Origin of the sequence: Roseibium sp. Sym1 (genome assembly GCF_027359675.1) — a bacterium.
GTDB lineage: Bacteria > Pseudomonadota > Alphaproteobacteria > Rhizobiales > Stappiaceae > Roseibium.
On record NZ_CP114786.1, the window covers coordinates 5193093 to 5207112 of the forward strand.

A 14020-nucleotide genomic window follows, 5' to 3' on the forward strand; every position below is an offset into this window, starting at 1 on the left:
AGTCGGCTGAACATGACCGAAACACTTGAAAATCGAGTAACAGTCAGCGACCGCGCTGCCAAGCGCATTGCCGCCATTTTGTCGAAAGAACCCTCTGGCAGCATGCTGCGGGTCAGCGTCGAGGGCGGCGGTTGTTCCGGACTGCAGTATAAATATGACGTGGTCGATGCCAGCGAGGACGACGATCTTGTGATTGAAAAGCCGGGCGCGACCGTGCTGATCGATGCGGTGTCTCTTCAGTATATGGGCGGATCCGAGATCGATTTTGTCGACGACCTCATCGGCCAGTCCTTCCAGATCAACAACCCCAACGCGGTTGCCGGATGCGGCTGCGGCACCAGCTTCACGATCTGAGTTCTTTTTTTCCCTCTCCCGGCCGGTTGCCCCGGCACTTTCCTGCTAACCGAGGCAACCGTCATGAAAATCGCGACCTGGAACATCAACGGCATCAAGGCTCGCATCGAGGTGGTGCAACAGTGGCTGAAAGAAGCCGCGCCGGATATCGCCTGCCTTCAGGAAATCAAGTCGGTGGACGAGAACTTCCCGCGGTCAGTGTTCGAGGATCTCGGCTACAATGTCGAGACCCACGGACAGAAGGGCTTCAACGGCGTCGCCCTCCTCTCCAAGTTGCCTCTCGAGGACGTTCTGCGCGGTCTTCCCGGCAATGACGAGGATGAACAGGCCCGGTATATCGAGGCAAGTGTTTCCGCCGAACGCGGCGCACTCCGCTTCGGTTGCCTTTATCTGCCCAACGGCAATCCTCTTGGAACGGAAAAGTTTCCCTACAAGCTCGGCTGGATGGACCGCCTGATCGCCCATGCCGAGCAGCGCCTTGCCGAGGAAACCCCGTTCCTCCTGCTGGGCGACTATAACGTCATTCCCGATCCGGTCGATGCGAGGAACCCTGACAACTGGCGTGACGATGCCCTGTTTCAGCCCGAAAGCCGTCAACGTTTCCGCGCCCTCACCCACCTCGGCCTGACCGAAGCCGTCCGCGCAACGACGGAGGCCCCCGACACCTACACATTCTGGGACTATCAGGCCGGCGCCTGGCAAAAGAACAACGGCATCCGGATCGATCACATTCTCCTGTCACCGCAGGCTACCGACAAAATGGAAGGCTGCGGCATCGACAAGCATGTGCGCGGCTGGGAAAAACCCTCCGATCATGTGCCCGTATGGGTGCAACTGGCCGCCTGACATAAATCGGCGCCGGACACGCGCAGCCACCGGACTTGCGGTTGCTTGCCGTCATGGTAAGCTTTCACGGTCATGGGATAACGCACCGGCGCCTATTGTCCGCGCGCGCAACTTGCGGACCTCGTCTGACGGCACATCGCAAATGCGCCGAATTCCGGCCTCTTGCATCCTTGCGAAATGTTTTTCAGCTGGTTGTGTTCGCTGGCCTCATTATGGGCAGTGCGGCCGCGCAAGCTCAAAACGTCTCCTGCACCTGCCGGTACAAGGGTCAGGATTACGGCTTGGGTGAGTCCATTTGCCTGAAAGGGTCGGACGGCATGCGCATGGCAACTTGCGCCATGGTTCTCAACAACACGTCCTGGAAATTCAGCAGCGCGCCTTGTCCACTATCGATGCGGGAACGGCGCCTCGGTCCGTTCAAGGCGTCTCCATTTCCGCCCGAAAGCATGCAGCCGGCGTCCGGGAACGCCCTCTCCCGCCCTTCGTGACGCGTCTTTTCCGTGTGAAACAAACTTGCGAGGGTAAAAGGGTAACGCGTTTCACCAACTACTGCGATGGCACCTGCGCCGTCAGAACGTCCGGCCGATTCTGCTGCAGCCAGCCGTCAGCGAGGGAGCGCGCCATCTGACGCACGGGTTCCGGCGAGACCGCGAAATACTGCTCGTGCATGGCGTTGATCCAGGCGGCATCCGACCCCTGGACCTGCTGACGCGCAATCGTCATCCACATCAGGCCACGCGCCTTTTTCTTGTCCGACGTTCCCAGCGCATAGAGGGTTTCCCCGAGCCGGGCCTGTGCCCCGACATGCCCCTTCAGGGCCGCGAGATTGTACCAGCGCACCGCCATGCGGTGATTGCTGTCCTGATACATCCGGCCAAGTTCATACTGGGCGTCCGCGTCCCCGAAATAGGACGCTGCATGGGTAAAGATCTGTCGGGCGCGCGTTTCGCTTTTCGGAACCGCGCCATCAATGCCGTTCAGGTAATAGGACCCGAGTGCCACAAAGGCGCTGGCCACAAAAGGCGCATCCGGAGCATCAGGCCGGTCTTCGCCATGTTCGCGCACAATCTGGCTGTAATATTCGAAAGCCTTGAGGTCGTCTTCCTGGACACCGTCGCCCTTCGCGTACATCTCACCGAGCTTCCAGGCAGCCATGGGCTGTCCGTTTTCAGCCGCATATTGCAGCGAGCTGAGCGCAGCGGCCTTGTCTCCGGAATAATATTGACGTGCGCCCGCACGCAAGGCTTCGGTCGGCGACAGGTCCTCCGGACCAATCGACCTGTTCGGTGCAGCGGGTTGGCCGTCAAAGGCCACCGCGGGCCCGGCCAATCCAATGAAGATCAACGCGCCGAGCACAGTCCCGGCTTTTCCCAGGCGTTGAAGCATTGTGCTGTTCTTTTGCATCCCAGTCACACAATTTACCATCGGAAACGGCTTTTCCTTCCGACGGACTCTCTTGTTTTTTGTCCGCGCGATGCGCATTTGTATTCTCGACACCCGGTCAGACCGCGTCTTCGGGGCGCCCTCTTTCCGCTAAGGCACAAGATGGCCAATCAATTCGTCTTAAGTTGGGCCACATTGCGCTCAATTAAGACAATTCCGGCTCCAAAGCTTGCATCCTGCCGATCTGCAGGATCCTTTCATCTCGACCGTTTCTTGAACATAAACCACGGGTGGCCGTGAAAAATGGCCGAACATGGGCAACAGCAGGCATTCGCCACGCTACAGGTGACTCTGTCGTCAAGTGTTGCTGAATTGGCACAATCCCGTCCCCTGCCGTCGTCGCTCGAAGGCATCTCAGCACATGGGGGTTGATGATGTGTTGCCAGCACCTCAAAAACGGGTGCCGGGCTGTTGAAAACGGGGGCTTCTGGCCAAAAGCCTTTGCCGTTCTATCTTTGTCCTTCAAACTTGTCGGTGATTCGGTGTAGGTAACGGCGCTGAACGTTCGACAACTGTGATCACACACCCATCAGGCGATACGGAATGAGTGCAAAAGACGATTTGTTTGCTGGCAATGCGGCGGTCTCCGCGCCCCTTTCAGAAGACCCACCCGCTCCCATGCCGCAAAAAGCACGTCCGGTCGCACCCGTCGCCGTTTCGGAGGATTACTCGGCCGCCGACATCGAGGTTCTGGAAGGCCTCGAACCGGTCCGGCGCCGTCCGGGCATGTATATCGGCGGCACGGATGAAAAGGCGTTGCACCACCTTTTCGCCGAAGTCATCGACAATTCCATGGACGAGGCGGTTGCCGGCCATGCGACCTGGATCGACGTCTGCCTGACCGGCGACGGATTTCTCACGATCACGGACAATGGCCGCGGCATTCCCGTCGACCCGCATCCGAAGTTCAAGGACAAGTCGGCCCTCGAGGTGATCATGACCACCCTGCATGCGGGCGGAAAGTTCGACAGCAAGGTCTACGAGACTTCAGGCGGCCTGCATGGCGTCGGTGTTTCCGTGGTCAATGCGCTGTCCGAGGAACTCGTGGTCGAGGTGGCGCGCAGCCGCAAGCTATACCGTCAGGTTTTCCGGCGCGGGCACCCGCAAGGCGGGCTTGAACTGGTCGGTGACACGCAGAACCGGCGCGGCACCCAGGTCCGGTTCAAGCCGGATGAGCAGATCTTCGGCAAAGGCGCCAGCTTCAAACCTGGCCGCCTGCTCAAGATGGCCCGTTCGAAGGCCTATCTTTTCGGCGGTGTCGAAATTCGCTGGCACTGCGATCCGGACCTTATTCCGGAAAAGGACGAAACGCCGGCAGAAGCCGTTTTCCATTTCCCCGGTGGGCTGCGTGACTTTCTCGGGGAACGGCTCAAGAGCGAACGCCGTGTCGTCGACGAAGTCTTTTCCGGCCGCACCGACAATGCAGGCAAACACGGATCGGTGGAATGGGCCGTTAGCTGGTTCGCCGGTGACGGCTTTGTCAATTCCTACTGTAACACCGTCCCGACCCCGGAGGGCGGCACCCACGAAGCCGGCTTCCGCTATGCCCTGTTGCGCGGCCTGAAGGCCTATGGCGAACTCACCAACAACAAGAAGGCCGCCATCATCACCGGTGACGACGTCATGACATCCGCAGGCGGGATGTTGTCTGTGTTCATCCGCGAACCGGAATTCGTCGGCCAGACCAAGGACAAGCTGGCAACCAACGAAGCGACGCGCATCACGGAAGCAGCGGTGCGGGATGCCTTCGACCACTGGCTGACGGCGTCCCCCAACCAGGCAAACAAGTTGCTGGAGTGGGTGATCGACCGCGCCGACGAACGCCTGCGCCGTCGCCAGGAAAAGGACGTTGCCCGCAAGACCGCCGTCCGCAAGCTGCGCCTGCCGGGCAAGCTCGCGGATTGTTCCGCCAACCAGGCGGATGGCACCGAACTGTTCATCGTCGAGGGCGACTCGGCCGGCGGATCCGCAAAGCAGGCACGTAACCGGTCCAACCAGGCTGTCCTGCCTTTGCGCGGCAAGATCCTCAACGTTGCCAATGCGGGCCGGGACAAGCTCGTTGCCAACCAGCAGCTGGCCGACCTGATCCAGGCGCTCGGCTGCGGCACGCGGTCTCAGTACAAGGACAGCGACCTGCGTTACGAGAAAATCGTCATCATGACCGATGCCGATGTTGACGGCGCGCACATCGCGTCTTTGCTGATCACGTTCTTCTACCGGGAGATGCCCGAACTGATCCGCACCGGACACCTTTTCCTCGCCGTGCCGCCGCTTTACCGGTTGAGCCAGGGAGGCAAAACCCTCTATGCCCGGGATGATGCCCACAAGGACGAGCTTCTGGACAGCGTATTCAAGGGAAGGTCAAAGGTCGAGATCGGACGGTTCAAGGGCCTCGGCGAAATGTTGCCGGCACAGCTCAAGGAAACGACCATGGATCCGTCCAAACGGACCATGCTGAAGGTCGTGGTCGATGAGGAGGCAATCGCCGACACCAACGATACGGTCGAGCGCCTGATGGGCAACAAGCCCGAAGCGCGCTTCCGGTTCATTCAGGAAAATGCCGAATTCGCGGAAGATCTTGATATTTGACCACTTTGACGAGTAGTTTATAAAGAGTTGATCCCTTCAGCGGGTCGGGGTTCCTTCAGACTAGAATTGCTCAACTCGTCCGGTCGGAAAAGTAAAATGTTAAACCGGGTCTACTCCATTTTCGACAAGCGGATCCGTCCGCTGCGCAATCATGTGTTCCTGGCATTTCCCAAACACGGCATCGCCTATGCGCGCATCGCGGAACCGGCGTTCCAGTTGCTGCGCCCCGTTCTGCACAGGCTTGCTGGAACCGAAGACCTGCTGCCGGACAACGGCCACGTCGCCTGTCAGTCTCCGGGCACCGAACGGCTTCTGTTTCACGGCGACGTGGAATTGTTGACGGCACGCGAACTCAAGCGACGTTATCCGGAAATGAAGGTGGTTGCCTGGGTGCAGGATCCCGCGCACCGGCTCGCCTATTGTTACGACAGGATTATCCTGAACTCGGAAGAACTGCCCGCCTATTACGAAGAACGCCATTTCACGAAGGACATGTCCCCCAGGGAATTCGTTGCGCAGGTGGCCGGCATCTCAGACCTTGAAGCCGACAACCTGTTCCGGAGCCAGACGGCGTCTCTCTCCTACAAGGGGATGATGACGGCTGATGTGGTTCTAAGGCTTGAAAATTTCGAACAGTCCCTGGCAAGGTTCTTTGCCGAGAGCGCATTGAACATCCGCCCGCTTCCGGCGGTGTCCTATCGCCTGTCGAATTTTGTCACCCAGACCACGCTTCGCGCCTTCAGCGACGCGGCTCTGGTGCAGAAACTCAAGCGGCGCTATCGCGCTGATTACGCCGTGCTCTATTCCCGGGAAGCACTCACGGCCTGATCGAAATGCATTTCGTCGCCGGCCCTGCGCACAACAAAAATTCCCCAGTGTTTTTTCCGCCCGGGCCAAAATTGCAGGTCACCTGCTGGCAATCGACAACGACTTCGTAAAGCACGGTCGCCGCAATATTAACTGAGATGGCAAATCAAACGCAGAAATACTCTATTTTCTTGCCATTTTACCTCGACGGTGCATTGACACCTGAGCGCATGAATGTAGGGTGTGCGCACGTTGGCACCGGTGGTTCCATAGGTGCCGCCATTGAACAATCACAACATCCGGGCAACACGCTCCATGGCATTTGATACTCTCGGTCTTAGCGAGAAGGTCCTCGCTGCAGTTGAGGCAGCAGGTTATAAAGATCCGACAGCGATCCAGGCGGGAGCAATCCCCCAGGTACTGGAACGCCGGGACGTACTGGGCATCGCCCAGACGGGAACCGGCAAGACCGCAAGTTTCACCCTGCCGATGTTGACGCTGCTTGAAAAAGGCCGCGCAAGGGCGCGCATGCCGCGGACGCTCATCCTGGAGCCCACCCGCGAACTTGCCGCGCAGGTCGAGGAAAATTTCGAGAAATACGGCACAAATCACAAGCTCAATGTCGCCTTGCTGATCGGCGGTGTTTCATTCTCCGAACAGGACAAGAAACTCGACCGGGGCACCGACGTGCTCATTGCGACGCCCGGACGCCTGCTCGACCATTTCGAGCGTGGCAAGCTGCTGCTTCAGGGCGTGGAAATCCTGGTGATCGATGAAGCCGACCGCATGCTCGACATGGGGTTCATTCCCGATATCGAGCGGATCTGCAAGCTGATCCCCTTCACCCGCCAAACCCTGTTTTTCTCGGCCACGATGCCGCCGGAAATTCAGCGTCTTACCGAAGCGTTTTTGCAGAACCCGGCCCGTATCGAGGTCGCACCGACGTCATCGACCGCGGACAATGTTGCTCTGTACCTGAAGGCCAGCCCTTCCAAGGATTATGACAAGCGCGCCACGCTGCGGGAACTTCTCGAAGGTGCGGAAGATCTTCAGAATGCGATCGTGTTCTGCAACCGGAAGCGCGATGTCACGACGCTGTTCCGGTCGCTTGAACGGCACGAATACAATGTCGGCGCGCTGCATGGCGACATGGACCAGCGCACGCGCATGATGATGCTGGACAATTTCCGGAAGGGAAATATCAAGCTGTTGGTGGCGAGCGATGTCGCCGCGCGTGGACTTGATATTCCGGAAGTCAGCCACGTGTTCAATTTCGACGTGCCGATCAATGCCGAGGACTACGTTCACAGGATCGGCCGCACCGGCCGTGCCGGTCGCTCGGGAACCGCTTACACGCTGGTGACCGGAGAAGACCAGAAATATCTGGACGCAATCGAGAGCCTGATCAAGAAAAACATTGATTGGCTCGGTGATCCGATCGATTTCGAAGCTGCGGCCCAGGAGCGCAAGGCGCGCCGCAAGGGTGGCGGCAAGACCGCGAAGACATCGCGATCCAGCAACGACAACGAGGCAGAGCAGCCAAAACCGGCGTCTCGCCGCCGTTCGCAGAGCAAGTCCCGCGAAAGCAGCAACACCACATCGCCCGAGGAGCAGACCAACCCCGTGACGGTTCCCAGCCCAGTTTCAAACCTGCCACAGAGATCCGCCGGGAAGAAGTCCCGCAGCGACAAAATGGAACCTGCCTTCGGCGCAGGTGTACACATCCCGGCATTCCTGCTGCGCGAACCACGGCCCAAAAAGGCTTCATAACCATAAAATGTCTCAAGGTTTCCGCGTAGACTTAACGGCTCCTTAAACCTTCCATCAGAGTTTTAGAAACAGATCTTGCAGCCGTGTGGGGCGGACTTGCGAGTGTGTGTTGAGAGAACCCTGATGGCGGATGAAGACGACCATAAGCGGACGATCCAATATGGAGAGTCCGCTATCAGCTACATCAAGAAGAATACCTTGCCGGCGTACCCGCGTTCCTATGAACTCTGGTACACATATGCGGCCGGCTATAATCAGGGGCTGAACCGGGCAGTCAACGAAACCATCAAGACGAACGGCCGAATCAGCACGGATGAAATGCTGACGCTTTATGGGCGTTTCCTGTCTCCGACACGCCTGGGCGACAGGTTGGACGAAGTTGGCACCAAGGTGTCACAGGAAGTCGAGGATCTGGTCGATACGCTCAAACTGAGCGCCGACGCCACATCGGATTACGGCACGGCACTGGAACAGGCCGGCGAAAAGATCAAGAGCATTTCCGATCCGGAGAAGCTGCAGATTTACGTGACGCATCTGGTGAAATCGACACAAAATGCCGTGTCCTCCAATCGCAGGCTTGAAAGCCAGTTGCTCGAATCCAAGAAGCATATCGAGAACCTTCAGTCCTCGCTGGAGGCCATTCGGTACGAAAGCCTGACCGACGAGCTCACGACGCTCAACAACCGGAAGCATTTCGAGAATTCAATCGAGCGGGTGATTGATCATTCCATCGAGAGCGGTCGCGGCTTCTCCCTGCTGATGACCGATATCGATCACTTCAAGAAATTCAACGACACCTTCGGACACCAGACCGGTGACCAGGTACTCAGGCTTGTCGCTCTTGCGGTCAAGCAGAACATCAAGGCACAGGACATCGCCTGTCGCTATGGCGGCGAGGAATTTGCGATCATCCTGCCCCATACGAGCCTTGAAGATGCCGCGGCCATTGGCGAACTCATCCGTACGGCCGTCATGTCCAAGGAACTGGTGAAACGGTCGACCGGTGAGAATCTCGGTCGCGTCACCATCTCGGTCGGTGTCGCCACGTTTGACAAGCTCGACACCACCCACAGCATTGTCGCTCGCGCTGACGAGGCTCTCTATCTTGCCAAGAATGCGGGCCGAAACCTGGTCAAGACGGAAAAGGACCAGCCCCTTGCGCAGAGGCAGGAAAACGTCGCCTGATACGTCATCCGCACAAGCAAATGCAAGACAAATTGAGGTATGGCTGCGCGGGACCGCTGCTCAGTTTTTTGCGTTCAAGCCCATCTGCCAGAAATCACTTTCCAGGCGGCAGGCCTTTTCAAACAATGACAGGACGCGCGGATACCGTTTTTCCGTCAGGACCTGGGACGCCGTGTTGTCCAGCCAGCGGGTAAAATCGGCCGCCAGTTCCTGATAGGTATCGCCGCCGTATTCCCGGATCCATCTCCGGTAGGGGTTGTCGTCGCGATCAAGGCCCTCGGCGACAAGGCGTGCGCCGATTTCCGCGTAACCGATGACACACGGCGCAAGGGCGGCCTGCAGATCCAGGAGATCGCCGGACATTCCGGCATCGAGCACAAAGCGCGTATAGGCCATGGTCGGTGTGTCTTCCGGCGCGTCTTCGATAGCCGACCGGTTCATGCCCCAGTTGCCGCACAATTCCAGGTGCAGGTCCAGTTCGACATCAAGAATGGCTTTCACGCCCTCCAGCGACAGACGCATGTCGGCGACGCTGTGGCTCTTGTACACCCCGAGCGCATAGGCACGCGCAAACTGGATCAGAAACAGGTAGTCCTGGACGAGGTAGTGCCTGAAACACGCCATCGGCAGGCTGCCCCTGCCCAGCTGATCGACAAAGTCATGGCGGGTATAGTCGGCCCATTGCGGAGCCGCGTCGGCCTTGAGCCGGTCGAACAGGGTCATGAAAACGCTCTTTTGGAACAGTCGGGAAGCGGCGCTGTCAGCGCGCCAGGGCGTTCAGGTCCGCGGCCTGGAGAGAAACGGATTCACCGCAGCCGCAGGCCGAGACTTCGTTGGGATTCTTGAAAACGAATCCGGACCTGAACTTGGTGACTTCAAAGTCCATTTCCGTTCCCAGAAGGAACAGAACCGCGGACGGGTCGACAAAAAGCTTCGCGCCCTTGTCTTCGATCACGTCGTCGCCCGCCTTGGGCTCCTCGACAAGGTCCATGGTGTATTCCATGCCGGCGCAGCCGCCCTTCTTGATGCCGACACGCAAACCGACGGCATTCTTGTCGGAATTGCCGACAAGTTCCTTCACGCGGTCTGCAGCGGCATCGGTCAGGGTCATGACCTGGAATTTTCCGGCGGAAGCCATATTGTCCTCAATCAGTTCCGGGTATCAAAGCTGATATGGTTATTCAGCTTATCGGAAAAAAGCCCCTCGCCTCAATACCAGTTGAGCGCGACCTTGGCTTCGTCGGACATCCGGTCCGGTGTCCAGGGGGGATCGAAGACCATGTCGACATTGACCGGACCGACACCGGCCACGGAGGCGACAGCGTTTTCGACCCAGCCCGGCATTTCACCGGCCACGGGGCAGCCGGGCGCTGTCAGGGTCATGTCGATGTTGATCGACCGGTCATCCTCGATATCGACCTTGTAGATCAGGCCGAGCTCATAGATATCGCACGGGATCTCAGGATCGTAGACCGTCTTCAGCGCCCCGACGATGTCGGTGGTCAGCCTGTCCAGCTCATCGGCGGGAATCGCACTCCTGGCGGAGACTTCCGCCTGGAGCTCTTCGCCGTCGGCTGCGGTATCAATCGTGGTAGCGTTTTCCATGGGGTCCGTCCTTACCCGAAAAAGCTCTGTGCTTTCAACAGGGCTTCATAGAGAGCGTCCACCTCGGAACGCGTGTTGTAAAGCCCGAAACTTGCCCGACATGTAGAGGTCACGCCGTATCTTGCCAAGAGCGGCTGCGCACAATGGGTGCCGGCTCGTACCGCGACTCCAGCCCGGTCGATGATGGTCGCCACGTCATGGGCGTGGGCGCCCTCCAGTTCGAAGGACACGATCGCGCCCTTGCCCGGCGCGTCTCCGAAGATCCGCAGCGAATTGATTTCGCGCAGCTTCTGGTGGGCATAGTCCTTGAGGTCGGCCTCGTGCCTGGCAATGTTCTCCCGACCGAGCGCCTCCATGTAGTCGAGCGCCGCGCCCAGTCCGATCGCCTGGACGATCGGCGGTGTGCCGGCCTCGAAACGATGCGGCGGATCATTGTAGGTGACGACGTCCTCGGTGACATCGAGGATCATCTCGCCGCCGCCATTGAACGGGCGCAATGCCTTCAGGCGCTCCGGCTTGCCCCACAGGACGCCGATTCCGGACGGGCCGTAGACCTTGTGCCCGGTGAAGACGTAATAGTCGCAATCGAGATCCTGCACATCCACCGGCAGATGGACAGCCGCCTGGCTGCCATCGACCAGCACCGGAATGCCGCGTTCATGCGCGATCCGGCAGACTTCCTTGACCGGCACCACCGTGCCGAGGACGTTGGACATGTGCGTGATCGCCACGAGCTTGGTCTTGTCGCTGAGAGCGTCCTCGAAGGCATCCAGGTCAAAAGACCCGTCCTCGCGCACGTAGACCCATTTCAGCGCGGCGCCATGGCGTTCGCGGTGAAAATGCCAGGGCACGATGTTGGAATGATGCTCCATGATGGAGAGCACGATTTCGCCGCCATCGGCGAAATGGTCCGGGCCGAGGCCATAGGACACAAGGTTGATCGCTTCGGTGGTCGATTTGGTGAAGACCACATCGTCGACCGACTTGGCATTCAGGAACCGGCGCACCTTCTCGCGCGCCGCTTCGTAGTTGTCCGTGGCCGTGTTGGAGAGAAAATGCAGGCCGCGATGCACATTGGCATATTCATGCGAATACGCTTTGGTCACCGCGTCGATGACCGCCTGCGGTTTCTGCGCGGAGGCGCCATTGTCCAGATAGACCAGCGGCTTGCCGTAGACCTCCCGCGCCAGGATCGGGAAATCCCCGCGGATGGCCTCGACGTCGTAACCGGCTGAGCCGGTCGTCTGTTCTGCGGTGGCGACCGTCATGCGGCGCACTCCTCGTTTTAACCCAGGTCCGGATGTCTTCAGTGGCCGGCAAGCCAGTCGCGCACGCGCGCTTCCAGGCCTTCGGTCACATCATCCTCGCCATATTCTTCAATTGCTTCGGACAGGAAAGCCAGAACCAGCAAGGTCCGGGCTTCATCCTCTGGAATGCCGCGGGCGCGCAGGTAGAACAGCAGGTCCTCGTCGATCTGTCCGCTGGTCGCTCCATGGGCGCACAGAACGTCATCGGCGAAGATCTCCAGTTCCGGCTTGTTGGCCATTTCCGCTTCTTCTGACAGAAGCAGCGCCTGGGTCATCATCTCGCCGTCGGTCTTCTGGGCATGCGGCGCGACGTTGATCCGGCCCTGATAGACCCCACGGGCACGTCCGTCGAGCACGGTCTTGAAGAATTCCCGGCTGTTGCAATGCGGCACGGCATGGTCGACGATCAGGGTCTGATCGGCCAGCGCGTCTCCGCCTGCCATGGTCACGCCGTAGATTTTGGCCTCGGAATTCTCGCCGGTGAAGTTGATGAATTGCTGGTTCCGGGTGAAGCGCGGACCGGCAATGAACCCCAGGGTCTTGAACTCTGTCTCGGCCCCCAATGTCGCGATGGTGGTGAACAGGCGCGGCGCAGCGGCGTTGCCGACGACCAGTCGGGTCGAAGCGAGTGCTGCCTTGTCGGCCAGCGTGCAATCGAAAACCGTGTTGAGTTCACCCTCGCCGGTATCGCCGACAAAGGTCTCCAGAAGACGCAGTTTGGCACCTTCGCCGAGAGAGACCTTGTTGCGGGTCACCTGGGCACCGGCGGACGTTGCCACCTGGACCAGTTCGACCGGCTTGGAGATTTCGGCTTCCGCCTTGACCTCGATCACGACACCGCCCTGCACGAAGGCCGTGTTGAGTGCGACCACGCCATCATTCGGGCCGGTCTTGGGCGACGCCAGAAGCCGGGCACCGTTCTCACCGTTCAGTGCGTCGGTCAACGCGGTCAGCGTCACGCCTTCGGCTGCGAGAGCCTCGGTGTCAGACAGCTCCGCCATATAGGTGCCATTGGCAACGACGATCCGGTACCGGTCCAGGTCGCCATAGCTGTCCTGACCGTCCAGCAGCGCCTTGGCCACGGCTGCGTCGGCGGCGGCTGCCAGCGGAGCAGCGGATTTCAGGAAGGCGCGCAGATCGGAATACTTGTATTCCTCGACGCGGCGATGCGGCAGACCGCGATCACGGATCTGGCCGAGCGCGGCCTCGCGGAGCGCCGAGACGGCTACCGAACCGGACAGTGCCCCCTTTGAAGCATCAAAGCGCTCCAGCAGGTCGCTTTCGGCCTGGGTGTGTTTGATGGGTACGCTTGCGTTCATGTCGCGTTGCTCCCTCAGGCGGCCGTGTCGATGTAGTCGGCGTAGCCGTTCTTTTCCAGCTCGAGCGCCAGGTCCTTGTCGCCGGTCTTGACGATGCGGCCCTTGGACAGGACATGCACGACATCCGGCACAATGTGGTCGAGCAGGCGCTGGTAGTGGGTGATCACCACCATCGCCCGGTCCGGACCGCGCAGCTTGTTGACGCCTTCGGAGACGATGCGCAGGGCGTCGATGTCGAGGCCGGAATCGGTCTCGTCGAGCACGCAGAGCTTCGGCTCCAGCAGCGACATCTGCAGGATTTCCGCACGCTTCTTTTCACCGCCGGAGAAGCCGACATTGAGCGGACGCTTGAGCATGTCCATGGAGACGTTCAAGTGGCTGGCAGCCGCCTTGACGCGCTTCATGAAGTCCGGAATCGACAGCGTGTCCTCGCCACGGGCCTTGCGCTGCGCGTTCATTGCCGTCTTCAGGAATTCCATAGTGGCAACGCCCGGGATCTCGATCGGGTACTGGAAGGCCAGGAACATGCCGGCGGCGGCACGTTCGTCCGGTTCCATCTCCAGCATGTTCTCGCCGTTGAAAAGCACCTCGCCCTCGGTGACTTCATAGTCGTCCTTGCCGGCCAGGATATAGGACAGGGTCGACTTGCCGGAGCCGTTCGGGCCCATGATGGCATGGACTTCGCCGGCATTGACGGTCAGGTTGACGCCGCGCAGGATCTCGGTTTCGTCTTCCGCGATGCGGGCATGCAGGTTCTTGATCTCAAGCATTGAGATATTTCCTCGTCATTCAGCG

General features: G+C 59.5%; 13 protein-coding genes. 6 read left to right on the plus strand and 7 right to left on the minus strand.

What is annotated here, in order from left to right:
* Positions 1-12: 12 nt before the first annotated feature.
* Positions 13-354 (plus strand): iron-sulfur cluster insertion protein ErpA, encoded by a 342-nt coding sequence (gene erpA, locus O6760_RS24160; protein WP_269582205.1) that lies wholly within the window; start codon positions 13-15, stop codon positions 352-354.
* A gap of 63 nt (positions 355-417) precedes the next feature.
* Entirely contained in the window at positions 418-1200 is a 783-nt protein-coding gene (gene xth, locus O6760_RS24165; RefSeq protein ID WP_269582206.1) for an exodeoxyribonuclease III, read from the plus strand.
* Between the two features lie 546 nt (positions 1201-1746).
* Here the strand turns inward: xth and O6760_RS24170 are convergent.
* Positions 1747-2586 (minus strand): tetratricopeptide repeat protein, encoded by an 840-nt coding sequence (locus tag O6760_RS24170; protein WP_269582207.1) that lies wholly within the window; start codon positions 2584-2586, stop codon positions 1747-1749.
* A gap of 600 nt (positions 2587-3186) precedes the next feature.
* Here O6760_RS24170 and parE point away from each other — a divergent pair.
* The 4 genes from parE to O6760_RS24190 all read left to right on the plus strand — a co-directional run bounded on the left by parE (position 3187) and on the right by O6760_RS24190 (position 8994).
* A complete protein-coding gene (gene parE / locus O6760_RS24175; RefSeq protein ID WP_269582208.1) occupies positions 3187-5232 on the plus strand; it encodes a DNA topoisomerase IV subunit B in 2046 nt (681 codons plus the stop codon).
* A gap of 96 nt (positions 5233-5328) precedes the next feature.
* Positions 5329-6060 carry a sulfotransferase family 2 domain-containing protein gene (locus O6760_RS24180; RefSeq protein WP_269582209.1) on the plus strand — a complete coding sequence of 244 codons (732 nt, stop codon included), beginning with the start codon at positions 5329-5331 and terminating at the stop codon, positions 6058-6060.
* A 294-nt stretch (positions 6061-6354) separates the two neighbouring features.
* Positions 6355-7809: a DEAD/DEAH box helicase gene (locus O6760_RS24185; protein WP_269582210.1), complete on the plus strand. Its 1455-nt coding sequence runs from the start codon at positions 6355-6357 to the stop codon at positions 7807-7809.
* A 123-nt stretch (positions 7810-7932) separates the two neighbouring features.
* Positions 7933-8994, plus strand: coding sequence for a GGDEF domain-containing protein (locus O6760_RS24190; RefSeq protein ID WP_269582211.1), 1062 nt, complete (start codon positions 7933-7935; stop codon positions 8992-8994).
* 60 nt (positions 8995-9054) lie between these two features.
* Here the strand turns inward: O6760_RS24190 and tenA are convergent, their stop codons facing one another.
* From tenA to sufC, 6 genes are all read right to left on the minus strand, one after another.
* Positions 9055-9717, minus strand: coding sequence for a thiaminase II (gene tenA, locus O6760_RS24195; RefSeq protein ID WP_269582212.1), 663 nt, complete (start codon positions 9715-9717; stop codon positions 9055-9057).
* A 37-nt stretch (positions 9718-9754) separates the two neighbouring features.
* The gene (sufA, locus tag O6760_RS24200; RefSeq protein WP_269582213.1) at positions 9755-10132 is read right to left on the minus strand and encodes a Fe-S cluster assembly scaffold SufA; all 378 of its coding nucleotides are present in this window, start codon (positions 10130-10132) and stop codon (positions 9755-9757) included.
* Positions 10133-10203: 71 nt separating this feature from the next.
* Complete coding sequence (locus O6760_RS24205) at positions 10204-10599, minus strand: SUF system Fe-S cluster assembly protein (protein WP_269582214.1); 396 nt, start codon at positions 10597-10599, stop codon at positions 10204-10206.
* A gap of 11 nt (positions 10600-10610) precedes the next feature.
* The gene (locus O6760_RS24210; RefSeq protein WP_269582215.1) at positions 10611-11867 is read right to left on the minus strand and encodes a cysteine desulfurase; all 1257 of its coding nucleotides are present in this window, start codon (positions 11865-11867) and stop codon (positions 10611-10613) included.
* Between the two features lie 38 nt (positions 11868-11905).
* Positions 11906-13225: a SufB/SufD family protein gene (locus tag O6760_RS24215; protein ID WP_269582216.1), complete on the minus strand. Its 1320-nt coding sequence runs from the start codon at positions 13223-13225 to the stop codon at positions 11906-11908.
* A 14-nt stretch (positions 13226-13239) separates the two neighbouring features.
* Positions 13240-13995 carry a Fe-S cluster assembly ATPase SufC gene (sufC, locus tag O6760_RS24220; RefSeq protein ID WP_269582217.1) on the minus strand — a complete coding sequence of 252 codons (756 nt, stop codon included), beginning with the start codon at positions 13993-13995 and terminating at the stop codon, positions 13240-13242.
* Positions 13996-14020 lie beyond the last annotated feature (25 nt).